Source organism: Allobosea sp. (genome assembly GCF_030694325.1).
Lineage (GTDB): Bacteria > Pseudomonadota > Alphaproteobacteria > Rhizobiales > Beijerinckiaceae > Allobosea.
This window is the reverse complement of the sequence record NZ_JAUXYO010000048.1, coordinates 1-22,808: the sequence shown is the minus strand read 5'-3', so window position 1 is coordinate 22,808 and position 22,808 is coordinate 1. Positions and strand designations below refer to the sequence as shown.

At 67.7% G+C, this 22,808-nt stretch carries 23 protein-coding genes; 6 read left to right on the top strand and 17 right to left on the bottom strand.

What is annotated here, in order from left to right; genetic code table 11:
• Positions 1-5: 5 nt before the first annotated feature.
• Both Q8M82_RS02620 and Q8M82_RS02615 read left to right on the top strand, forming a co-directional pair.
• Positions 6-914 carry a polysaccharide deacetylase family protein gene (locus tag Q8M82_RS02620; protein WP_305689826.1) on the top strand — a complete coding sequence of 303 codons (909 nt, stop codon included), beginning with the start codon at positions 6-8 and terminating at the stop codon, positions 912-914.
• Entirely contained in the window at positions 914-1,570 is a 657-nt protein-coding gene (locus Q8M82_RS02615) for an aspartate/glutamate racemase family protein (protein ID WP_305689825.1), read from the top strand. The genes Q8M82_RS02620 and Q8M82_RS02615 overlap by 1 nt, the downstream gene beginning before the upstream one ends.
• Before the next feature lie 172 nt (positions 1,571-1,742).
• On the opposite strand, the gene Q8M82_RS02610 is transcribed toward Q8M82_RS02615, so the two are convergent.
• The 7 genes from Q8M82_RS02610 to Q8M82_RS02580 form a co-directional block, all read right to left on the bottom strand.
• The gene (locus tag Q8M82_RS02610; protein ID WP_305689824.1) at positions 1,743-3,281 is read right to left on the bottom strand and encodes an amidohydrolase family protein; all 1,539 of its coding nucleotides are present in this window, start codon (positions 3,279-3,281) and stop codon (positions 1,743-1,745) included.
• A 193-nt stretch (positions 3,282-3,474) separates the two neighbouring features.
• Positions 3,475-4,350: an NHL repeat-containing protein gene (locus tag Q8M82_RS02605; RefSeq protein WP_305689823.1), complete on the bottom strand. Its 876-nt coding sequence runs from the start codon at positions 4,348-4,350 to the stop codon at positions 3,475-3,477.
• Between the two features lie 142 nt (positions 4,351-4,492).
• Positions 4,493-5,407 (bottom strand): allantoinase PuuE, encoded by a 915-nt coding sequence (locus Q8M82_RS02600; RefSeq protein WP_305689822.1) that lies wholly within the window; start codon positions 5,405-5,407, stop codon positions 4,493-4,495.
• 154 nt (positions 5,408-5,561) lie between these two features.
• Positions 5,562-6,380, bottom strand: a complete 819-nt coding sequence (locus tag Q8M82_RS02595) for an ABC transporter permease (protein WP_305689821.1) — start codon at positions 6,378-6,380, stop codon at positions 5,562-5,564.
• A gap of 164 nt (positions 6,381-6,544) precedes the next feature.
• Positions 6,545-7,408 (bottom strand): ABC transporter permease, encoded by an 864-nt coding sequence (locus Q8M82_RS02590; RefSeq protein ID WP_305689820.1) that lies wholly within the window; start codon positions 7,406-7,408, stop codon positions 6,545-6,547.
• Positions 7,409-7,580: 172 nt separating this feature from the next.
• Positions 7,581-8,609: an extracellular solute-binding protein gene (locus tag Q8M82_RS02585; RefSeq protein ID WP_305689819.1), complete on the bottom strand. Its 1,029-nt coding sequence runs from the start codon at positions 8,607-8,609 to the stop codon at positions 7,581-7,583.
• A gap of 16 nt (positions 8,610-8,625) precedes the next feature.
• Complete coding sequence (locus Q8M82_RS02580) at positions 8,626-9,735, bottom strand: ABC transporter ATP-binding protein (RefSeq protein WP_305689818.1); 1,110 nt, start codon at positions 9,733-9,735, stop codon at positions 8,626-8,628.
• 244 nt (positions 9,736-9,979) lie between these two features.
• Between Q8M82_RS02580 and Q8M82_RS02575 the strand changes: the two genes are divergently transcribed.
• Positions 9,980-11,011 (top strand): LLM class flavin-dependent oxidoreductase, encoded by a 1,032-nt coding sequence (locus tag Q8M82_RS02575; RefSeq protein ID WP_305689817.1) that lies wholly within the window; start codon positions 9,980-9,982, stop codon positions 11,009-11,011.
• Between the two features lie 499 nt (positions 11,012-11,510).
• Positions 11,511-12,791, top strand: coding sequence for a Zn-dependent hydrolase (locus Q8M82_RS02570; RefSeq protein WP_305689816.1), 1,281 nt, complete (start codon positions 11,511-11,513; stop codon positions 12,789-12,791).
• A 55-nt stretch (positions 12,792-12,846) separates the two neighbouring features.
• On the opposite strand, the gene Q8M82_RS02565 is transcribed toward Q8M82_RS02570, so the two are convergent.
• From Q8M82_RS02565 to Q8M82_RS02535, 7 genes are all read right to left on the bottom strand, one after another.
• Positions 12,847-13,764, bottom strand: a complete 918-nt coding sequence (locus Q8M82_RS02565; RefSeq protein ID WP_305689815.1) for a dihydrodipicolinate synthase family protein — start codon at positions 13,762-13,764, stop codon at positions 12,847-12,849.
• 28 nt (positions 13,765-13,792) lie between these two features.
• Entirely contained in the window at positions 13,793-14,122 is a 330-nt protein-coding gene (locus tag Q8M82_RS02560) for a type II toxin-antitoxin system PemK/MazF family toxin (RefSeq protein ID WP_305689814.1), read from the bottom strand.
• The gene (locus tag Q8M82_RS02555; RefSeq protein ID WP_305689813.1) at positions 14,119-14,340 is read right to left on the bottom strand and encodes an antitoxin MazE-like protein; all 222 of its coding nucleotides are present in this window, start codon (positions 14,338-14,340) and stop codon (positions 14,119-14,121) included. Before Q8M82_RS02555 ends, Q8M82_RS02560 begins: the two co-directional genes overlap by 4 nt.
• A 75-nt stretch (positions 14,341-14,415) precedes the next feature.
• Positions 14,416-15,933 carry a tripartite tricarboxylate transporter permease gene (locus Q8M82_RS02550; protein ID WP_305689812.1) on the bottom strand — a complete coding sequence of 506 codons (1,518 nt, stop codon included), beginning with the start codon at positions 15,931-15,933 and terminating at the stop codon, positions 14,416-14,418.
• Positions 15,934-15,962: 29 nt separating this feature from the next.
• Positions 15,963-16,451 (bottom strand): tripartite tricarboxylate transporter TctB family protein, encoded by a 489-nt coding sequence (locus Q8M82_RS02545; RefSeq protein ID WP_305689811.1) that lies wholly within the window; start codon positions 16,449-16,451, stop codon positions 15,963-15,965.
• 106 nt (positions 16,452-16,557) lie between these two features.
• Positions 16,558-17,553, bottom strand: coding sequence for a Bug family tripartite tricarboxylate transporter substrate binding protein (locus tag Q8M82_RS02540; protein ID WP_305689810.1), 996 nt, complete (start codon positions 17,551-17,553; stop codon positions 16,558-16,560).
• A 71-nt stretch (positions 17,554-17,624) separates the two neighbouring features.
• Positions 17,625-18,659, bottom strand: a complete 1,035-nt coding sequence (locus tag Q8M82_RS02535; RefSeq protein ID WP_305689809.1) for a 4-hydroxythreonine-4-phosphate dehydrogenase PdxA — start codon at positions 18,657-18,659, stop codon at positions 17,625-17,627.
• 153 nt (positions 18,660-18,812) lie between these two features.
• Here Q8M82_RS02535 and Q8M82_RS02530 point away from each other — a divergent pair, with 153 nt between their 5' ends.
• Both Q8M82_RS02530 and Q8M82_RS02525 read left to right on the top strand, forming a co-directional pair.
• Positions 18,813-19,067, top strand: coding sequence for a hypothetical protein (locus tag Q8M82_RS02530; RefSeq protein WP_305689808.1), 255 nt, complete (start codon positions 18,813-18,815; stop codon positions 19,065-19,067).
• A 66-nt stretch (positions 19,068-19,133) separates the two neighbouring features.
• Positions 19,134-19,799: a GntR family transcriptional regulator gene (locus tag Q8M82_RS02525; RefSeq protein WP_305689807.1), complete on the top strand. Its 666-nt coding sequence runs from the start codon at positions 19,134-19,136 to the stop codon at positions 19,797-19,799.
• Positions 19,800-19,844: 45 nt separating this feature from the next.
• Here Q8M82_RS02525 and uxuA read toward each other — a convergent pair whose 3' ends face one another.
• From uxuA to Q8M82_RS02510, 3 genes are all read right to left on the bottom strand, one after another.
• Positions 19,845-21,044, bottom strand: a complete 1,200-nt coding sequence (uxuA, locus tag Q8M82_RS02520; RefSeq protein WP_305689806.1) for a mannonate dehydratase — start codon at positions 21,042-21,044, stop codon at positions 19,845-19,847.
• 15 nt (positions 21,045-21,059) lie between these two features.
• Complete coding sequence (locus Q8M82_RS02515; RefSeq protein WP_305689805.1) at positions 21,060-22,337, bottom strand: TRAP transporter large permease; 1,278 nt, start codon at positions 22,335-22,337, stop codon at positions 21,060-21,062.
• A 10-nt stretch (positions 22,338-22,347) separates the two neighbouring features.
• A partial coding sequence (locus tag Q8M82_RS02510) for a TRAP transporter small permease (RefSeq protein WP_371126206.1) occupies positions 22,348-22,808 on the bottom strand: 461 nt, incomplete at its 5' end.

Below are 22,808 nucleotides of genomic sequence, written 5' to 3'. Positions count from 1 at the left end.
GCCGCATGACCCAGCGCGACCTCGAAGGCTATGCCGGCACCTGGCCGGATTTTACCTGGCCCAATGGCCAGCGGCTCGCCGTCTCCGTCGTGATCAATTTCGAGGAGGGTGCGGAGCTTCAGGTCGGCGACGGCGATGCGCGCTCGGAAAGCATGGGCGAGGTGATCAGCGTCGTTCCCGCCGGCAAGCGCGACCAGGGCCAGGAGCAGATTTTCGGCTATGGCACGCGCGCCGGGCTCTGGCGCATGCTCGATGCGCTCGACGACAGCGCGATCCGCTCGACGATCTTCTTCTGCGGGCGGGCCGTCGAACGCTCGCCGGCGCTCGCCAAGGCGGTGGTGGCGCGCGGCCATGAGCCGGCCGTTCATGGCTGGCGCTGGCGGCCCCATGCCGATTATGAGACGCGCGAGGAAGAGGCTGCCGATATCGACGCCTGCGTCGCCACCATCACCGCTGCGACGGGAGTCGCGCCCGTCGGCTTCTTCTGCCGCGGCGGGGAGAGCCCCTGGACGCGAGAACTGCTAGCGCAGCGCGGCTTTCTCTACACCTCCAACGGCTTCGACGACGACCTGCCCTATTGGGATCGCGTGCCGGAGCGCCCGCCTCTGCTCGTCGTGCCCTATGCGCTCGACAGCAACGACATGAAGTTCTTCCATCCCAACGGCTTCGTGCGCGCCCGCGAGATGGTGGAGTACGTCACCGACGCGCTAGACGTGCTGGACGCGGAGGCAGCGCGCGGGCTGCCGCGCCTGCTCAATCTCGGCTTCCACCTGCGGATCGTCGGGCGCCCGGCGCGCTTTGCCGCCTTTCGCGACATCATGAACCTGCTGGCGGCCCGGCGCGACCGACTCTGGATCGCCAGCCGCGCCGAAATCGCGCGCGCCTTCATCGCCGCCGTGCCGGAGAGCCCCTGATGCGCCTGCTGCTGATCAACCCCAACACCAATGCCGGCACGACCAACATGATGCGCGGCATCGCCCAGGCGGCGGCGCCGGCCGGCACCTTGATCGACGCGATGAGCGCGCCCTATGGCGTGCCGCTGATCACCAATGAGGAGGCGCTGGCGCAGTCGGCCAAGGCCGTGCAGGCGCTGACGGGCGCGATCACCACCGCCCCGCCGGACGGCGTCATCATCGCTGCCTTCGGCGATCCCGGCCTGGCGGCGCTTCGCTTACGCCTGTCCTGCCCGGTCACCGGCATCGCCGAGGCCGGCATGGCCGAGGCCGGAGCGGGCCGGCGGCCCTTCGCGGTGGTGACGACGACGCCCGATCTCGCAGCCTCGATCAGCGGGCTGGCGCAGGCCTATGGCCATGAGAAGACGTTCCGTGGCGTCGCGCTGACCAAGGGCGACGTCCACGCGATCATGGCCGATCACGCCACGCTGGTGGAGGCGCTCGCCGAAGCCTGCACGGAGGCGATCGAGACGATGGGGGCGCAGGCGCTGGTGATCGGCGGCGGCCCGCTCGGCCAGGCGGCGCAATCACTCAACCTGCGGTTTCCCGTGCCGGTGATCGCGCCCATCCCCGCCGCGGTGCGGCTTGCGCAGAAGCGGGTTTCGCGGGGGTATTGAGCGGCCAGCCTCGAAAGGCGCACCAACCTCCGCGTCATCCCGGATGGAGCGAAGCGGAACTCCGGGATCCATCGGAGAGCTCCGGAGCCCTCCGATGGATCCCGGGGCGAGCCCGGGATGACGGTGGTGGCTCCGAGCGCCAAAACCACCGCGAGCAGCAAGCCTTAGCCCGTCAGAAGCGCCCGCTCGGGCGGTAGAAGGGCTCGTCGCCCTGCCCGTCGAGATAGCCGCCATAGAAGCGCCGGACATGCGGCAGCAGCGCCTGCGAGAGGGCGATGCGGTCCTGCTCGGCCGGCGTCTTCGGCTTGCCCAGCGCCTCGGCCAGGCCGGCCAGAACGGCGTCGCGGTCGAGCCTGGTGAAGCGGCGCTCGCGGTAGACGAACTCGCCGGCGATCAGGACGCTGTGGACGGCCTTCGCCTTGGCGCGCTGGACCAGTACCTCGACGAAGCCGAGGCCGTCGTCCTGATAGGGATAGGTCACCGCCGGCCAGTCGAACATCACGAGGTCGGCGGCCATGCCGGCCTCCAGGCGGCCGATGCGGCCGGCGAAGGGCGTGGTCCGCGCCCCACCCTCGGTCGCCATGCGCAGCACCTGCGCCGGCGAGGGATGGGGCGCGTCGATACCCGGCTCGCGATGGGCGCGCAGGACGAGCCGCATCTCCTGCAGCATGTCGCGGTCGTCGTTGATGCCGGCCTCGTCGATGCCGATGGCGACGGGAATGCTGCGGGCGAGGAAGCGGTTGACCGGGGCGACGCCGCTCTTCAGACGGAAATTCGAGCTGCAATTGTGGCAGATGCAGACGCCGCGATCGGCGGCGAGTTCGATATCGGCCTCGCTCATCCAGACGCCATGACCGATGGTGAAATGCGGGCCGAGCAGGCCGAGCCGGTCGAGATGGGCCAGCGCCGAGCCGCCCGTGCGCTTGCGGGCATAGGCCTTCTGATAGGGTGTCTCCAGCACATGCATATGGACCGGCAGCCCGGTGCGGCGCTGCAGCTCGCCGGTGACGTCGAGGGCCTCCTCCGAGAGCCAGTGCAGGTTGGCGGGCGCGATCTGGATGCGGATGCGGTCACCGTGACCATGTCGCGCCAGCAATTCCTCGAAAACCGCGACCTGGTCGGAAAGCGGCACGGTGAAGCGCTGGAAGAAGGCGCTCGCCGCCGGGCGCAGTTCCTCGGGCAGGCGGGCGACGAAATCCTGGTCGGCCTCGTAGACGAGCCGGTTCTGGTCGCGCAGCGCCATCGAATAGGAAGCGCGCATGCCGATGTCGCGATAGGCGCTGACAACCTTCTCGGCGGCGGCGAGGATGTCGGCCGGCGTTCCCGGCGCGCGGCTGTGGAGGTGCTGCACCGTGGTGACCCCGCTCTCGATCATCTCGAAGGCGGAAAACAGCGTGTCCGCATAGAGATCGACGTCGCGCAGCGCGATGCGGCTGGCGAACCAGAGCTCCAGCGGGTGGTCGGGCGAGCCGAGCTGGAGCGGCGTCAGGCCGACATGGTGATGCGCGTTGACGAAGCCCGGCGTGATCGCGAAGTCGCGCCCGCCGGTCACGGTCGCGTCGGGATAGGCCGCCTTCAGATCGGCGAGCGGCCCGGTCGCGAGGATCGCCCCCGCCTCGCAGGCGATGCCGGCATCCTGCAGGAGGACCGGCTCGCCCGCGGCGTTGAAACCGGTGAGGAGCGTCCCGCCCCAGATGATCTGCGTAGACATGGCCCTGTTCGCCCAGTGGGAGGAAACACCGCCGTCATGCCGGGGCGCGCCGAAGGCGCGAGCCCGGAACCCATGAACACTGACCCATCAGGAAGGAGAGGTCGGGCGCTCGACTTCTGGACGACCACCTGTGTTCATGGGTTCCGGGCTCTTCGCTGGCGCGAAGCCCCGGAATGACGGCGCGGTTCCCTTGCTACTCCTCCAGCAGCCGCAGCCGCGTCAGCCGGCTCGGATTGCTCTCGGCCAGCAGGATGTCGCCGCCCGGCATGCCGTAGATCCCATGAGCGCCATTGAGGAACGGCCGGCAGCGGCCGAGCCGCTCGCCGCGCGGGCCGATCTTCTGCAGGGTCGGCTGCGTGTCGGTGACATAGGTGTTGCCGTCCTCATCGCCCCAGATCGCGACGGGATCGCGGAAATGGCTCCAGGTGGCGAGATGCTGGCCATTGCGGTCGAAGACCTGGACGCGGTTATGCGTGCGGTCGACGACGACGACGCGGCCATCGACATGCGTCCAGAGCGCGTGCGGCCAGCCGAACTGGCCTTCGCCCGCGCCATGCTCGCCCCAGCTCTGGAGATGGACGCCATAGGCCGAAAAGCGATGGATGCGGCTCGCGGCATAGCCATCGGCGACATAGATGTCGCCCCAGGCCGAGACATGCACGTCGGTGGGGTGGTTGAAGGGCGAGAGCGGCTCGCCGCGCTGGCCGAGGCCACCCAGGCGCTGGCCGCTCGCCGAGCAGATGACGATCTCGTGCATGTCGCGATCGACGCAGAGGATGCGCCCCTGCGCATCGACGGTCAGCATGTGGGAATCGGCGATCAGGTCGCCGCCCCAGCCGCCGAGGTAATCCCCCTCCGGCGACAGCTCGACCACGCGCGGATCGTCGGGCTGCGTCAGCGGGTCGTGCCGCAGCATGACGAAGACATGCCCGCGGGCATCGACGGTCACATCGGTGACGAAGCCGGCATTCTGCGGCCAGGAGCCGAAAGGCCGCTCGATCAGGTAGCGGGCATCGCCGAGGGCGACGATCAGGTCGGGCTTGGGCAAGGCTTTTGTCTTTCCATCCATCAGAGGGCGATCGTCATTCCGGGCCAGCGCAGCGCAGACCCGGAATCCATCATAGAGCGCCATACCCTACGATGGATTCCGGATCGGCGCCGCTTCGCGGCTTGTCCGGAATGACGGCCGACGGCGCCGAGCATGATGTGCGTCAGGCCGGCTGGAAAGGATGCGTCTTCGCCCAATGCTTCGCAATATCGAGGCGGCCGGTCACCCAGACGTTCTCGTGCTTCTGGACATAGTCGAGGAAGCGGGCGAGGCCAGCGGCGCGGGCCGGATGGCCGATCAGGCGCATATGCAGGCCCACCGACATCATCTTGGGCTGCGTCGCGCCCTCGGCATAGAGCATGTCGAAGGCGTCCTTGTGCCAGTCGAAATAGTCGTTCGAGGTGCCGAAGAAGCCCGAGCCGAACTTGCCGTCATTGTTGACGAGCGAATAGGGCACGACGAGATGCGGCTTGCCGTCGACCACCTTCCAATAGGGCAGCTCGTCGTCATAGGCGTCTGAATCGTAGAGAAAGCCGCCCTCCTCCACGATCAGCTTGCGGGTGTTCACGCTCGGCCCATAGCGGCAGTACCAGCCCAGCGGGCGCTCGCCGACCGTGGCTTCGAGCGACTTGATCGCCTTGGCGATGTGCTCGCGCTCCTCCTCCTCGGTGAGATCATAGTGCTTGATCCAGCGCCAGCCATGGCAGCAGACGTCGAAGCCGGACGCCCGGATCGCGGCGGCCGCCTCCGGGTTGCGCTCGATGGCGAGCGCGCAGCCGAACACCGTCATCGGCAGTCCGCGTTCCTGGAACAGCCGCATCAGCCGCCAGAAGCCGACGCGGCTGCCATAGGCGAACATGCCCTCCCCGGCGAGATCGCGGCCCTTGACCCCCGTCGGCAGGCCGCTGGCCTCGGTCAGGCCGAGTTCGGTGTAGCCCTCGCCGTCCTGGATCGAGGGCTCCGAGCCCTCCTCGTAGTTCATCACGAAGTTGATTGCGATGCGGGCCCCGCCCGGCCATTGCGGGTTGGGCGGGCTGGCGCCGTAGCCGATCAGGTCGCGGTCATAGGGGATGGTCATCGAGAGGCTCCCAATGTTGTCATTCCGGGGCGGGCCGAGAGGGCCGAACCCCGAACCCACGACCGGGTACGCCCGGTCGTCTCAATCGCGATGCACCCGGTCGTGGGTTCCGGGTTCATCGCTGTGCGATGCCCCGGAATGACAGGATGGCCCATCACCCGCTCATCCGCCGCGTCAGGCCGGTCAGGCGGTCCATCACGATCATCAGGATCAGCGTCGCGAGGATCAATACGCCGGCGATGGCGGCGATGCGGACGTCGAGCGTCGTCTCCATCATCCCCCACATCCGGATCGGCAGCATCGCCGTGCGCGCGGTCGAGAGGAAGAGCGAGACCGGGACGTTGTCCATCGAGGAGATGAAGGCGAGGAAGCAGCCCGCCGCGATGCCCGGCGCGATCAGCGGCAGGGTGATGCGGCGGAAGCCGTAGAGGCGGCTGGCGCCGAGATTGGCGGAGGCCTCCAAAAGGGCGGGATCGAGCTGCGTCAGGCTCGCCAGCGTGGTGCGGAAGACGAAGGGCGCGATCACCACGAGGTGGCCCGCGATCAGCAGGTTGAGCGAGGGCCGGATGCCCAGAACGGAGAAGAACATCAGCGCGGCGAGGCCATAGGACAGCGTTGGCAGCACCAGCGGCGACAGGAAGCTCGCCTCCAGCACGCGCGCCGAGGGGCGTGCGACCCGCGTGATCGCCAGTGCCGCGAGCACCGAGAGCACGCCGCCGATGGCGGTGGCGAGGCCGGCGACCCAGAGGCTGTTCAGCGCGGCAATGTGGATCTGGGCCGAGCGGGTGGTGTCGAACAGCTCGCCATACCAGCGCAGCGACAGGCCGGGCGGCGGGAATTTCAGCGTCTGGGAGGTGGTGAAGGAGGTCGCGATGACGACCAGCACCGGCCCGATCAGGATGAGGATGCCGAGCCCTGCGAGCAGGCCGACGATCCAGGAATAGCCGATATCACCGAGCGTGGAGCGCTGCATGGCCTATTCCCCCTTGTCATTCCGGGGCGCGCCGACAGGCGCGAACCCGGAACCCACGACAGGGTCAATCATGCCGGTTGCCTCTCGGCTCGCCCATTCGTAGGTTCCGGGTTCATCGCTGCGCGATGCCCCGGAAAGACAGCTGTGCAGGATCATGACCGTCATCAGTTCGTCCTGGCGAAGCGGCCGAGCCAGCCGAGCGCCATGATGCCCGCCAGAACGGTGAAGAGCAGCGTCAGCGAGGCGACCGCCGCGAAGGGCCAGTTGTAGACCACCATCGATTGCTGCCAGATCAGCGAGGGCAGATAGACCAGCCGCGCCCCGCCGATGACCGATTGCGAGATGAAGGCGGTCGTCGCCGAGGCGAAGACCAAAGTCGCGCCGGCGATCCAGCCTGGCAGCGTCAATGGCAGGACCACCCGGAAGAAGGTCCGCCATTTCGAGGCGCCGAGCGCGCGGGAGGCATCGACGAGGTTCTGGTCCATCTGGTTCATGATGGTCAGGAGCGGCAGCAGCATCAGCGGCATCTCGATCTGCGTCAGCGCGATGACGAGCCCGAGTTCGGTCTGGAGCAGGTTGAGCGGGGTCGATGTCAGTCCGAGCCCGATCAGCGTCTGGTTGAGCACGCCTTCCCTCGCCAGGATGACGATCCAGGCGAAGGTGCGGATCACGACCGAGGTCAGGAGCGGCATCAGGATGATGAAGATCAGCAAGCGCTGCACGCGTGGGCTGGCGCCTCGGAAGACGAGCGCCAGCGGATAGGCTAGCAGCGTGGTGGCCAGCACGGCGAAGACGCCGAGCTTGAGCGTATCGAAGATGACTTTGCGATAAAAGGCATCGCCGTAGAACTTCGTCCACGAGTCGAAGCCCAGCCGCGTCTGCTCGGCATCGGCATAGAAGCTGATGCCGAGCAGGATCGCGAAGGGCGCGGCGAAGAAGGCGAGATAGGTCAGGCCGAGCGGCGCGGCGAGGCGCCAGTCGACACGATCCGAGCTTGCCGGCTCGGTGGTGATCGCAGCTCCGGCCATCAGAGAAGCACTCTCTTCGCACCCTCGTTGGCGTCATTCCGGGCGCCCGTAGGGCGACCCGGAATCCATCGTAGAGCGCGTCGCCTTACGATGGATTCCGGCACGGCGCCGCATGCGCGGCTTGGCCGGAATGACGGCAGTGAGATGCGAACCACGAGCACGACGAGACGTCCTACTTGGTGATTTCCTTGTTGAAGCGCTCGATCCAGGCGGCGCGCTGCGGGTTGATCACCGTCCAGTCATGCGTGACCATCGTCGCCAGCTCGTCGAGCGACTTGATGTCGAGCGTCTCGACCAGCTTCACGTCCTTGTTGATCGGGACCATGTTGTAGGGCTGCTTCTGCAGCTCGGCCTGAACCTCGGACGAAATCGCGGTGTCGATATACTTGTAGGCATTGGCGACGTTGTCGGCGCCCTTCACGATGTGCAGCGTGGTCTGGAAGGTGATCGCGCCGGTCTCGGGCTTGATGAACTCGATGTCGACACCACGACCCTTCAGCGTCGCGACCGTGTTGGTGTTGGTGTACATGATGTCGATCTGCCCCTGCTGGAACAGGCCGGGCATGGCGGCGGGCGCGGCGACGGCGGCCGCCTTGGAGACGGCCTTCTTCAGCTCGGCGAAGATCGGCTCGACATTGGTGGCGGAGCCGCCGAACACTTTCGCCATCTCGATGATCGAGGCCGTGCCGAAGGTGGTCTGGAAGCCGGTGAGGCCCAGCCGCTCCACATAAGGCGACTTGAACAGGTCGGCCCAGCCCTTGGGCGGGGTCGCGAACTTCTTGGGGTTGTAGGCGATGCCGACGACCTGGGCGTTGCAGGTCACGCCATGGGACTTGATCAGGCCCGCGGGCACCTTCGCGGCATTGGTCAGCTTGGCGGGATCGATCGGCTCGAACAGGCCGGCGGCCTGCGCCGCCGCCGCCGGGCCGGGATCGAGCACGAAGCAGTCGAAGGGCGGCACGCCGCGCGCGGCGCGCACCTTGGCGACCTGGTCGACGGCGAACAGCGCGTCGAAGGCGACGTCGACGCCCGCGTTCTTCTTGAGCGCCGGAGCGACGACGCCGCGATAGGCTTCTTCCCAGGTGCCGGGATAGATCGCGGCGGTAAGGCTGCCGGAGGCGCTGGCGCGCAGCGGCAGGAGCGACGCCAGACCGAGCGCGCCGGCGCCGGCCAGGAGATCTCGACGGTTCATCTGTGTCATCGGCATGGGCTCCGGATCAGGGTTGAGAGGCGGGAAAGAGAACGGGGCGGGCATCGTCGGCGAGCCCGCAGAAGGCGGTGCCGGAGCGGCCAGAGGCCATGCCGGGACGGCGCGACATCGCGATCTTCAGCGAGCCGCCCTCGGCGCCGGTCACGTCATGGATCAGCTCGCCGCCGATCGGGAGGCTCAGCTTGAGCTCGACCGGGAAGCGGCCCTCCCCGGCCTCGTCGGCGAGCCGCATCTGCTCGGGGCGCACCGAGACGAGAACAGGCTGCCCGGCCTCGAAACGGCTGCGGGAGGAGACGGTCCAGGCTGCGCCATTGCTCAGCGCGACCTCGTAGCCGCCGTCGACGGGTGTCGCGATCCGGCCGTTCAGCAGATTGCTGGAGCCGATGAAGCTGTTGACGAACAGCGTCGCCGGCTCGTCATAGACTTGAACCGGCGTGCCGAGCTGCTCGATCCTGCCCTGGCTCATCACCGCGATGCGGTCGGCGATCGCCATCGCCTCGTCCTGGTCGTGCGTGACCATGATGGCGGTCAGGGCGAACTGGCGCTGCAGCCGCTTGATCTCGATCTGCATGTCGAGCCGGAGGTTCTTGTCGAGCGCCGCGAAGGGCTCGTCGAGCAGGAGGATGCGCGGCCGCATGGCGAGCGCCCGCGCCAGTGCGACGCGCTGCTGCTGCCCGCCGGAGAGCTGCTTGGGCTTGCGGTCGGCGAAGCTCGCCATCTGGACGGTGGCGAGCATCTCTTCGACGCGCTGAGCCTGGACGCTGCGGCTCTCGCCGCGGGCGGCCAGTCCATAGGCGATGTTCTCGGCCACGGTCATATGCGGGAACAGCGCGTAGTTCTGGAAGACGATGCCGATCTCGCGGCGGTTGGGCGGCAGGGTGTCGATCGGCCGGCCGTCGATCAGGACCTTGCCGTTGCCCTGCTGGATGAAGCCGGCGACGATCCGCAGCAGCGTGGTCTTGCCGCAGCCGGAGGGGCCGAGCAGCGCGACGAGTTCGCCGCCCTTGACCTCGAGCGTGACGTTGTCGACCGCCAGCCCGCCGCCATAGCTGTGCGTGATGCCGTCGAGCGTCAGCGGCTGGGCGGACATGGTCGCGGAAGGGGCAGGCGCAGCCATCTTGATGTCGACAATCCTCGGCCGGTGGGCGCCGCAGGCCAGCAACAGCCGTGCCAACCTGCGCCCCGCCTGGCGCAGGGCGCCGATTGGCTGACGGGGCCGCAGGCAGCTGCTATGGCGCAGGCCTCACCCGCAGGATGCCGCCCCGCGCGCCGCATCTGCTCACTTGCGCGCCATCTGCTCGCTGATGCGGCAGTTACAGCGGTGGCCTCATCGCATCCTGCTCGCCCCTGGAGGGACGCCCATGTCCGACCATCTCGAATTCGGCCTCGACACCTTCGGCGACGTGACGTCGGCGCCGGACGGGACGGCTTTGTCCCACGCCCAGGTCATTCGCAATCTGGTCGAGGAGGGCGTTCTGGCGGACCGCGTCGGCATCGATTTCATCGGGGTCGGCGAGCACCACCGCGACGACTTCGCGGTGTCCTCTCCCGAAACCGTGCTGGCCGCGATCGCGGCGCGGACGAGCCGCATCCGGTTGGGTTCGGCGGTGACGGTGCTGAGTTCCGACGATCCGATCCGCGTCTTCCAGCGCTTCGCCACGGTGGATGCGATCTCGAACGGGCGCGCCGAGGTCATCCTCGGGCGCGGCTCCTTCACCGAATCCTTCCCGCTCTTCGGCTATGATCTCAGCCAATACGAGACGCTGTTCGCGGAGAAACTCGATCTCTTCGTCGCGTTGATCCGGCAGAAAGCCGTGACCTGGCAGGGCTCGATCCGGCCGCCGCTGACGAACCAGCGCGTCTTCCCGCCGATCGAGAGCGGTCGCCTCAAGACCTGGATCGGCGTCGGCGGCAGCCCGGAATCGGTGGTGCGCGCCGCGCGCTACTCGCTGCCGCTGATGCTGGCGGTCATCGGCGGCGATCCCGCCCGCTTCAAGCCCTATGCCGATCTCTACCGCCGCGCCTTCGCGCAGCTGGGCGAGCCCGTCCTGCCGATCGGCGTGCATTCGCCGGGCTTCGTCGCTGAGACGGACGAGGCGGCGCGCGACCTGTTCTTCCCGCCCTACAAGCGGATGCGCGACCGCATCGGTGGCGAGCGTGGCTGGCCGCCGATGGGCCGTGACGAGTTCGAGCGCGAGATCGCCCAGGGCTCGCTCTATGTCGGCTCGCCCGAGACGGTGGCGAGCAAGATCGCCGCGACCGTCCGGACGCTCGGGCTCTCGCGCTTCCAGCTCAAATACAGCGCCGGCCCGCTCCCGCATGAGGCGATGCTGAGCTGCATCGGGCTGTACGGGGAGAAGGTCGTGCCGCTGGTGCGCGACATGCTGGCATAAGGGGCGAGACGCGCCTCATATCGTGCGCACTGCAAGGCCTCCCTATGCTCCCTGCCCGAGGCGAAACGGCCTCCAGCGATGAGAGATTGCGATCACACCCGTCTTCCCGATGCGCACCGCCTGGCGACGCTGCCGCTGGGCCACAGCGTGGTCCCGATCGCGCTGCGCAACGTCGTGGAGCAGCGTCCGGACCGGCGCGCCTCCGTCGACATCCTGCCTCGCCTGAGATGGGCGGCTAGCCCCGCGGCATACCGGTTCCGGATTTCTGCTGGGGACCGCCTTGCCTGCGCTGCGCCGTTCCAGCAGTGTCGGGCGCCTGTCGGCCTGCCTCTCCCGGCGAGGTCGGGAGCCGACGAAGCGCCTGCGAGGACGGCCCCATGTCATTGTCGATCGCCCCGAAGACGGGCCACGGGACCTTTTTCCCAGCGCAGACCGCGGGCGACGGCATCGGCCCGGCGATGGCTCACGGCGTCGCAGGCTGCCGCGACGGAGCCATCTCGTGATCGCTCCGGAAACGCTGGCGACGGCGGTGGCGGCCCAACGCGGCCTGGCCGAGCGGCTGTTTTCGACACTGGCCGAGGGCAGCCGGGGCCATCCCGGCATCCTGCGCGACACCTATGGCGCGGGCGAGGATTTCGGCCATCGCGTCTTCGCGGAAGCCGCAGCGGCGGCCGGCCTCACTTTCACCACCGACGCCGCGCTCAACACCTATGCAACCTGGCGCGGCAGCGACCCGACCGCGCCGGCGATCCTGATGGGCTCGCATCTCGACAGCGTGCCGCATGGCGGCAATTTCGACGGCGCGGCCGGCGTGATCGCTGGCCTCGTCGCCCTCGCGGCGCTCCGCGAGCTTGGGGTGGCTCCCCGCTGCGACCTGACGGTGATGGGGGTCAGGGCGGAGGAGAGTGTCTGGTTCCAGGTCTCCTATATCGGCAGTCGCGGCGCGCTCGGCACGCTGCCCGACGGGGCGCTCGACGCCCGGCGCATCGATACCGGCCGGCCCCTCGCCGACCATATCCGCGATTGCGGCGGCGATCCCGAGGTTCTGCGGCGCGGCGAGCGCAGCCTCGACCCCGGCCGTATCAGGGCCTTCCTGGAGGTGCATATCGAGCAGGCGCCGAGCCTCGTCGAGGCAGACTTCCCGATCGCCATCTGCACCGGCATCCCCGGGAATTTCCGCTATCCGGCGGCGCGCATCCTCGGGCGCTACGACCATGTCGGCACGCCCCGGCGCTTCCGCCGCGACGCCGCCATGGCGGGGATGGCACTGGCCGCCGGACTGGACGCGGTCTGGGCGGAGCACGAGGCGCGCGGCGTCGGCATGGCCGTGACCTTCGGACGCTTCCACACCGATGCCGAGAAGCACGGCATGACCACCGTGCCGGGTGAGTTTCGCTTCAGCCTGGACGTGCGCGCCTATGACGAGCCAGTGCTCGCCGCCGTCGAGGCGCGGATGCACGCCGCGATCGCGCGGATCGAGGCCGAGCGCGGCGTCGTCTTCGAGCTCGGCACTCGCGCCTCGGCCGCCGTCGGGCCGGTCGATCCCGGCATCCGGGCAGATCTGACGCGAGCGGCGGAGCGTCTCGGCATCCCCGCCATGCCGCTCGGCAGCCCCGCCTCGCATGATGCCGCCGCCTTTGCGGCGGCGGGCGTGCCCGTGGCGATGCTGTTCGTGCGCAACGAACATGGCAGCCACAACCCGCGCGAGGCGATGGCGATCGACGATTTCATGGCCGCCGCGACCGTGCTCGCGCAATGGGTCGCCGACAACGCCGGCTGAAAGCTCGCACAGCACCGCACAGCACCGCGCGGGACCGTTTTCGCTGCAGCGTCGCCTACTTGCCCCAGCGCAGGGCGAGCGGATCGAGCTCCCGCGCCAGTTCGATCAACCCCTCGCGGGTCTTTGGGTGCAGCGGCGTCAGCGGATGACGCACGGCTTCCGACTTGATGACGCCGCCCTCCTTCATCACCGCCTTGGCCGAGCGCAGGCCGCATTGGCGGTTCTCGTAATTGATGATCGGCAGCACCTTCGCATAGAGAGCGGCGGCCTGCTTGCGGTCTCCGGCCGCATGGGCGGCGAGGATCGGCTTGACCAGATCGGGGATCATGGCCGACGTCATCGTGCCGGTCGCGCCAGCGTCGAGATCGGCCATCAGGGTGATCGCCTCCTCGCCGTCGAAGGGGCCCACCACCGCATCGCCACCGGCCTCGATCAGCGCGCGCAGCTTGTTGGCGGTGCCGGGAACCTCGATCTTGAAGTAGCGGACGAGCGGCACCTCCTTCGCCAGCCTGATCATGAAGGGCACGGTGAGGGTCACGCCCGACAGCGGCGCGTCCTGCAGGATGATCGGGATCCCACAGGCGTCGGCAACCTGCTTGAAGTGCTCGACCATGCCCTGCTCGTCGGCCCTGAGGAGGGCACCGTGATAGGGGGGCATCATCATCAGCATCTTGGCGCCGGCATCGGCCGCGGCCTTCGCCCGCTGGGCGGCGATGCGGGTCGAGAAATGCGAGGTGGTGACGATCACCGGCACGCGGCCGGCGACCTGCTCCAGCGAGAGATGCATCACCTGCTCGCGCTCGGCATCGGTGAGCAGGAACTGCTCGGAGAAGTTCGCGAGGATGCAGATGCCGTCGACGCCCTGATCGACCATGAGATCCATGACGCGGCGGTTGCCGTCGAGATCGAGATCGCCATTGTCGTGGAAGATGGTCGGAGCGATCGGCAGGATGCCCTTGTAGGGTTCGGTCATGATGGTGATCCTTCGTGCAGGCGGATGATCAGTCAGCGAAGCCCAGGACAGCGCCCAGGGATCTGTCCAGGCGCGACAGTTCGTCGGTGGTCAGGCGGCCGATCGAACGGGAAATACGCTCGGCCTTCACCGTGGTCGGCTTGTCCACCATGATCTGGCACCGCAACCGCAGACCATTCGCGATGGTCGGCTCGAGCGTGATGCGAAAGTCCGAGGCCGCGCTCAGCAGCGAGGTCATTTGACAGACCACGACGGAAGGGTGGTTGGCAGGCATGCCGTCGGACTGAACGACGACGGCCGGCCTCGGCTTGCTGCAGTCCCCCGAGGCAGCGACGATGACGATGTCGCCGCGCTTCACCACTTTTCCGACGGGTCGGGGTTGTCGAACTCGGAGACCGCTTCGATCCAGGCGAGAGCCTCAGCCTCGTCGGCAGGATCCAGGGCGGCGGACTGTCGAGCGATACGCTCCCGCACTTCAGCGGACCGCATGTCAGGCAGGAGCAGGCGCACCTCGCGCAAGCCCTGCTCGCGCCGGCGTCGGCGCATCTCGCGCATCCGGTCTGCCACCGCGGACATGAGACAGCCTCCCGTTTCCAGCGAAGAGCGTAACGCGTTACGCCTGCTCCCGCAATCGGCAGCGGCATGGCCGGCTCAGCCCTTGGCCGCGACCGTCACGGACCGGCCGCGCAGGGTGCGGACGGCCGAGCCGATCAACGGCAGCAGCAGCAGGGTGAGCCCGATGCCCATCAGCGTGGTGACCAGCGGATTCGACCAGAAGATCGAGAGCGAGCCCTGGCTGAAGATCATCGACTGGCGGAATGCGTCCTCGGCCTTGTCGCCGATGACCATGGCCAGGATCAGCGGCGCGATCGGGTAGTCGAGCTTCTTGAAGACATAACCGACGATGCCGAAGGCGAGCGCGACCCAGATATCGAACTCCTTGCTGGCGACCGTATAGGCGCCGATGAAGCAGATCATCACGATCAGGGGCGCGACGATCGAGAAGGGAATGCGCAGGATAGAGGCGAAGAGCGGGACGGTTGCGAGCACGACGACCACCGCGACGACATTGCCGAGATACATCGAGGCGATCAGCCCCCAGACGAAGTCCGGCCGCTCGATGAAGAGCATCGGGCCGGGGTTGAGGCCCCAGATCATCAGGCCGCCCATCATCACGGCGGCCGTCGCCGAGCCCGGGATGCCGAGCGCCAGCATCGGCAGCATGGCGGCGGAACCGGCGGCGTGGTCGGCCGTCTCGGGCGCGATCACGCCCTCGGGCTCGCCCTTGCCGAACTTCGCCGGATTGCGCGAGGAGCGCTTCGCCATGGCGTAGCTCATGAAGGAGGCCGCGGTCGGACCGCCCGGCGTGATGCCCATCCAGATGCCGATCGCACTGGAGCGCAGCAGGGCGAGCCAGTAGCGCGGCAGCTTGGCGGCCGTGCGCAGGACATCGCGGACGCGGACCTTGGCGGCGACGCCCTCGAAGCGCAGCCCCTCCTCCATCGTCAGCAGCAATTCGCCGATGCCGAACAGGCCGATCACGGCGATCAGGAAGGAGATGCCGGCGAGCAGAACATCGAACTCGAAGGTCAGGCGGATGTTGCCAGAGACCGAATCCATGCCGACCGAAGCCAGCGCGAAGCCGACGCCCATGGCGACGATCGCCTTGAAGGGCGAGGCACCGCCCAGGCCAATGAAGCTCGCGAAGGTCATGAAATAGACGGCGAAGTATTCCGGCGAGGAGAAGCGCAGCGCAAAATTGGCGACCCAGCCAGACAGCAGCGTGATCAGAATGACGCCGGCCAGAGCGCCGATGCCGGCAGACAGGAAGGCGAAGGACAGCGCTTCCGTCGCCCTGCCCTGCTTGGCCATGGGGTGGCCGTCGAAGGTCGTTGCAACCGATGAGGGTTCGCCGGGAATGTTGAACAGAATCGAAGTGGTCGAGCCGCCGAACAGCGCGCCCCAGTAGAGCGAGGTCAGCAGGATGATCGCCGAGACCGGGTCCATGGTGAAGGTCAGCGGCAGCATCAGCGAGACGCCGTTGGGCGCCCCCAGCCCCGGCAGCACGCCGACGAGGATGCCCAGCAGCACGCCCGCCATCATCAGCAGAATATGGTGGGTGGTGAGCGCGACCGAGAAGCCGTGCATCAGCGAGGCGATGTTGTCCATGGCGGCGTCCTCGTTGGCGAACGGCGGGCTCAGAGCCCGAGCAGGCGCTCGACCGGGCCCTTCAGCAGCCCGATCTGGAAGAAGCGCTCGAACACGACATAGAAGACGAAGGCCGCAGCCACCGCGCTCGCGACCGACACCAGCCAGCCATAGCCGCCCTGAAACCGCATCGCGAAGAGGAGATAGGCAATCGTGGCGACATACATGCCCGCGAAAGCCGTGATCAGCACGAAGCCGACGAGCGGAGCAAAGAACGCGACGACGCGCCCGGCCCGTTCGCGATCGAGGAAGATCTCCTCGACGATCGCGGCCCCGCGCCAGCGCTGGACGAAGGTGACCACCAGCGTCCCGACACTGGCGATGGCGATCAGGGCGCCGGTGTAGAAGGGAAAGGCGCCGGGCTGCGGCCCGGAGGAATCCCAGCCGATCCCGAATTCGCGCGCGCCCCAGACGACGATCAGCCCGAAGGCGAGCGTCACGAGCGCGGTCGCGGTTTCCGCCCAGAAGCGCGTGATCATGGAGCGTTTCCTCCCGGCCGCGACGGCCGCTCGAAACTGGCAGGGAGCATTCGTGGGAAAACCGGACGGCCGGGAGGCCGTCCGGAGAAACATCGGCGGCGGTGCGTCAGTTGACGACCCAGCCCTCGGCCTGGAAGACCTTCTTGTTGGCCGCATCGTCCCTGGCGACGAAATCGGCCAGTTCCTTACCCTTCATGAACCTGGCGGTCTGGGCGGTACGGGTGACGAATTCCTGCCATTCCGGCGTCTTCGAGACCTTCTCCAGCACGCCCTCGTAGAAGGCGACCGCGTCGGCGGGCACCTCGGCCGGCAGCCAGACGGTGCGCGGCATCTGGAAGGTCTCGATCGGCAGGCCGGCTTCCTTGCAGGTGGGAATGTCGCCCCAGCCCTTGCCGTCGAACACGGGCTCGCCCTTGGCGAGGCGCACCGGCGAGAAGACGCAGAGCGGCTTCACCTGGCCGGCCTTCCACTGGCCGATGTTCTCGTTGGGATTGTTGACGTTGGAGTCGATGTGCCCGCCGGCGAGCTGGACGGCCGCGGCGCTGCCGCCCTGGAACGGGACATAGATCATCTTGGCGCCCGTGGCCTCCTGGATCATGGAGGTCAGTGTCTGGTCGGTGTCCTTGGACTGGCTGCCGCCCATCTTGAAGCCCATCGGCTTGGCCTTGACCGCCTCGATGTAGCTCTTCGCATCGGCATAGGGCGCATCGCCCTTGACCCAGAGCAGGAACTCGTCGAGCGCGAGCGCCGCGACCGGGGTCAGGTCGGAGACCTTGTAGCCGAGCTTGGCGACATAGGGCAGCAGATAGGCGTTGTTCGTGCCGAAGACGACGCGATGGGGGTCGCCCTTGCCGGCCTTGCCGTGAATGTAACCCTCGGCGCCCGAGCCGCCGCCCTTGTTGACCACGACGATCGGCTGGTCGATCAGCTTGTGCTTGCTGATGATCGACTGGATCATCCGGGCGAAATTGTCGGTGCCGCCGCCGGCCCCCGAGGTGACGACGAACTCGACCGGCTTGGTCGGCTGCCAGGCCTGGGCCGTCCCGGCGCCGCCGATGGCGATGGCACCGGCGAGTGCGGCTGTGATGCTGAAGCTCTTCATGGATTGTCTCCCTAGGGTGATCGGTTTTTGCGGCCGCTCTTGCATGGCGACTTTTTGGATGAAGGATCCTGTCAGGCGGCGGTCTTGGCCCTCGCCTTGCCGTCCTGCGCCATCTTGATGGCGAGGGCGAGCGCGGCGCGCGTGGCGCCGAGATTGGCGATGCCCTTGCCGGCGATCTCGTAGGCGGTGCCGTGGGCGGGCGTGCAAATCGGGAAGGGGAAGCCGCCGATCAGGGTGACGCCGCTGTCGAAGCCGATCAGCTTCATCGCGATCTGGCCCTGATCATGATACATCGTCAGCACGGCATCGAAATCGCCGTTGCGGGCGCGCAGGAACACGGTGTCGGACGGGAACGGCCCCTCGACGGTGAAGCCCTTCGCCTTGGCGGCCTTCACCGCGGGCTCGATGGTGTCGATCTCGTCGCGGCCGAAATTGCCGCCGTCGCCGGCATGGGGATTGATCCCTGCGACCGCGATGCGCGGCGGCTCGAAGCCGGCAAGGCGCAGATTGGCATCCGCCAGCGACAGCGCCCGCAGGATGCGCTCCTGGGTGATGTTGGCCGCAACCTCGGACAGCGGGATATGCGAGGTGACGCGGGCGTTCCAGAGCTTGCCCAGAATGTTGAACTCGCTCGCGGGCCCCTCGAAGCCGATGGCGTCGCGCACGAAGCGGATCTCGTCGTCATAGCCCGGATAGGCGAAGCGCATCGCTGCCTTGTTGAAGGGCGTGAAGACGACCGCGTCGGCCTGGCCGGCGGCTGCGAACTGCAGCGCCCGGCGGAAATTCTCGGTCGCGGCCTTGCCGCCGGCGAGCGTCGCCTTGCCACGCTGGAGATCGGCCGGGTCGTGGTTGCCGAGATCGACGAAGACCGGCCGCTCTCCCAGCGGCAGCGCCTCTCCGTCGCGCACCATGCGGACCTGAGGATCGACGCCGGAATCGGCGATGCCCTGCTGAAGCAGCCGCGAATCGCCGAAGACGACGTAGCGGGCCGATGCACGGAGGTCGCCTTCCGCAAGGATACGGGCCGTCAGCTCGGGGCTGATGCCCGAAGGGTCGCCCATCGCGACCACGATCACCGGCAGATCGCCCTTCATGCGCTCCTCCATCACCCTGCTCCGCTTCTGCGTCGTGTTCGATGGCTCTTGGCTAACACAGCCCGAAAGCCCCTACAAGTATGCTGTATGCAGCATATCAGAACTGCGGTAGGAATCGAGAAAAGAGGCGGCAAGGCCGCAACCAGGCCGCTCTGGGAGGAGCCGATGAATTTCCACGCGCATGATGACCGCATCCGCGAGCCGATCGAAACCTGTCTCATCGGCAGCGGCGGGTTCGGTCGCAGCTGCTTTCGCCCAGAAGACCGGGCCGCACCCTTCTATCTGGCGGCCGACCGACGCCTCGCCCGTACCGCTCGAGCCGGCGAGGCGATCGGGCTCGGCGATGACGAGATCGCACCCGATTCGGGGCTGCTGGCGATGCGCAGGCGTCAGGACGGCCTGTTCGCGGGCGGCGGTTGACGGGGCGTTTGACAGCACTGGGTTGGCATGCCGTAACCGGACAGCACACAGGATTGACGAGCAGCGATGAGCGAGCCAGCGATCGACTTCCCCCGGATCACACGGCGCACCCTGCATGATGAGGTGCTGGAACGGGTCCGCGACATGATCATCGAGGGGCGCCTCGAACCCGGCCAGCGGATCAACGAAGGCGTCGTCGGCGCCCAGCTCGGGGTCTCCCGCACGCCGCTGCGCGAGGCGATCAAGACCCTGGCCAGCGAGGGGCTGGTCGAGATCCTGCCCGCCAAGGGCGCGATCGTCCGGCGCTTCTCGGCGCGCGACCTCGCCGATGTTCTCGAGGTGCTGAAGGCGCTTGAACAACTCGCCGGGCGCATCGCTTGCGAAAAGGCCAGCGACGCCACGATCGAGGCGATCCACGGCCTGCACAAGCAGATGCTGGCCCTCTACGAGACGCGCACCCGCCTCGAATATTTCAAGCTGAACCAGGCGATCCACAGCGCCATCGTCGCGGCCTCGGACAATGCCGCGCTGATGGAAATGCATGGGACGCTGCAGTCGCGGATCAAGCGCCTGCGCTTCGTCGGCAACGAGGGGCCGGTGAAATGGGCCGGCGCCGTCGCCGAGCACGAGGAGATGATGGCAGCGCTGCTCAAGCGCGACGCCGCCGAGCTCAGCCGCATCATCGGCCAGCACATGGATTCGACGCTGCTGCGGGTGCGCGAGGTTCTCTAGCGCGGCGGACCGTGACGCCCCCGTGAGGGCGCCACGCCGGCAGGTTCAGCCTTGGCGCGACGCCGCCGGCCGATGCGCCAGCGCCGTCATGACGCCCCGCAGCTCCGCCAGGCCGCGCAGGCGGCCGATCGCCGGGTAGCCGGGAAAGCTGCCGCGGCCGATGTCGTCGAGGATCTCGTGGCCATGGTCGGGCCGCATCGGGATCTCCCAGTCGGCGCGTCCTTCGGCGCGGCGCCGCGCCTCCTCGTCGAGCAGCGCCGCGATCAGCGCGACCATGTCGGTATCGCCGCCGAGATGCTCCGCCTCCATGAAGGAACCGTCCGGGTCCTTGGCGACATTGCGCAGATGCGCGAACCAGATCCGGTCGGCGAAGCGGCGCGCGATGGCGGGCACGTCGTTTTCGGGATGGGCGCCGAGCGAGCCGGAGCAGAGCGTGAGCCCGTTGGCCGGCAGATCGACCATGCCGAGGACGGCCTCAATATCGGCCTCCGTCGAGACGATACGCGGCAGGCCGAAGAGCGGGCGCGGCGGGTCGTCGGGATGCACGCACAGGCGCATGCCGAGATCCTGCGCGGTCGGGACCACGGCGCGCAGGAAGCGGGCGAAGTTCGCCCGCAGCCCGTCGGCGTCGATGCCGGCATAACGCGCCAGCATGCCGCGCAGGGCCGGCACGTCGTAACGGTCATAGGCGCCCGGCAGGCCGGCCATGATGTTGGCGAGCAGGCGGTCGCGGTCGGCCTGGGTCGACGCGTCGAACCAGGCCCGTGCCTTGTCGCGCAATTCGGGCGACTGCCCCTCTTGCGCGCCGGGCCGCTCCAGGATCAGCCAGTCGAAGGCGAGATATTCATGGGCGTTGAAGCGCAGCGCGCGCGCGCCGGCCGGCAGCGGATGGTCGAGTTCGGTGCGGGTCCAGTCCAGCACCGGCATGAAGTTGTAGCAGATCGTCTTCAGGCCGCAGGCGGCGAGGTTCGCCATCGACTGACGGTAATTGGCGAAGATCGGCTCCAGGTCGCCCTCCCCCAGCTTGACGCGTTCATGGATGGGCAGGCTCTCCACCACCGACCAGTCGAGCCCGAAGCCCGGTTCGGCGATCTCCGCCTTGCGCTTCTCGATCTCGGCGATGCTCCAGACTTCGCCATAGGGAATGTGGTGGAGCGCGGTGACGATGCCGCTCGCGCCCGCCTGGCGGGCGGCGGCGAGTGTGACGGCGTCGTCGGGGCCGAACCAGCGCCAGGTCTGTTTCATCGGATCGATCTCGGATCACATCAGGAGGTTGGGGAGGAACAGCACGACGCCCGGGAACAGGGCCAGGAAACCGATGACGGCCAGGATCGCCCCGACGAAGGGTAGGGATTCGACCAGGTACTCCTCGACCGAACAGTCCAGGATCGAGCACACCGTATACATCGCCACCCCGACCGGCGGCGTCATCGAGCCGAGCGTCACGATCGACATCATCAGGATGCCGAAATGCACGGGGTCGACGCCGAGCTTGGTGATGATCGGCACGAAGATCGGCGTCAGCAGGAGGACCAGCACGGTGCTCTCGACGAAGAATCCGGCGACCAGCAGGAAGAACAGGACCAGCAGCACGATCACCAGCGGATTCTGGGACAGGCCCAGCATCCATTCGGCGACCTCCTGCGGCGCCTGCTCGAAGATCAGCGCATAGCCGACCATGCCCGAGAGTAGGATGATCAGCATGATCACGCCGACGTCGAGCACGCCCTCGCCGAGCGCCTCCATGAAGCTCTCGAAGGTCAGCTCCTTGTGCAGGAAGACGCCGACGACGACCGCATAGACCACGGCGAAGGCGCCGATTTCCGAGGGGGTGAAAACTCCGGCGCGGATGCCGAACAACAGGGCCAGCGGGAAAAGCAGCGCCCATTTGGCGTCGACGACGGCGCGCCAGACGGCCTTGCCGGTCGGAAGCTCCTTGCTGGCGGAGTGATAACCGCGCTTGCGGGCGACGAGCCAGACCACCGTCATCAGCGCGGCCATCATCAGGAGGCCGGGGATGACGCCGGCCAGAAAGAGACGACCGATCGAGACATTGCCGACGAAGCCATAGAGGATCAGGCCCAGGCTCGGCGGGATCGTCGCCGTGATCAGGGAGCCGACGGCGATCGCCGCGCAGGTGAACCCCTTGGAATACCCCTTGCGGATCATGTCCGGGCCGAGAATGCGCGCCTCCATGGCGGCGTCGGCCACGGCCGAGCCCGACACGCCGCCCATCAGCGTCGAGAGCAGGATGCAGACCTGGGCGAGGCCGCCCGCCATCCAGGACACCAGCACGTTGGAGCAGGCGATCAGGCGGTGCGTGATGCCGGTCTTGTTCATCATGTGCCCGGCGAGCACGAAGAAGGGCACGGCGAGCAGGGGGAAGCTCTGCGAGGCCGTGGCGATCTGCTGGACGCCGATGCCGAGCGGGATCGAACCGGAAAAGACGAAGAAGGAGAAGCCGGACATGCCGATGGCCAGCGCCACCGGCATGCCGAGAAACATCAGGACGAAGAAGAGACCCCAGAGCATCAACATCGGTTGCGCCTCACCCGAGCTGGCTGTCGGAGCCGCCCGGGGTCCGATCGGCCGAAAAAACCAGCGAGCGCGTGCGCAACGCATGGACGAGATTGATCGTGATGGTGACCGCCAACAGCGCCGCACCGACAGGAACGGCCGCCGTGACCCAGGCATAGGAGATGCCGCTGTCGCCATAGACGCGCTGCCAGTTCAGCATCGTCAGGCGATAGCCGGAGACGGCGAGCGCAATGAGGAAGGCGAGCGCCAGCAAGGCGAGCCCGATCTCGATGAACCAGCGCGGCGTGCGCGGCAGCTTCCGCACGAAAAGGTCGACGCCGATATGGGCCTTGAGCCGCATGGCGCGATTGGCGCCGAGGAAGCAGACCCAGATGAACAGCAGCTGCGCCACGTCGATGGACCAGATCAGCGGGTAGCCGAAGCTTCGGCCGAGCGCGGCGAAGAACACGAGGACCACGATCGCCGCCAGCA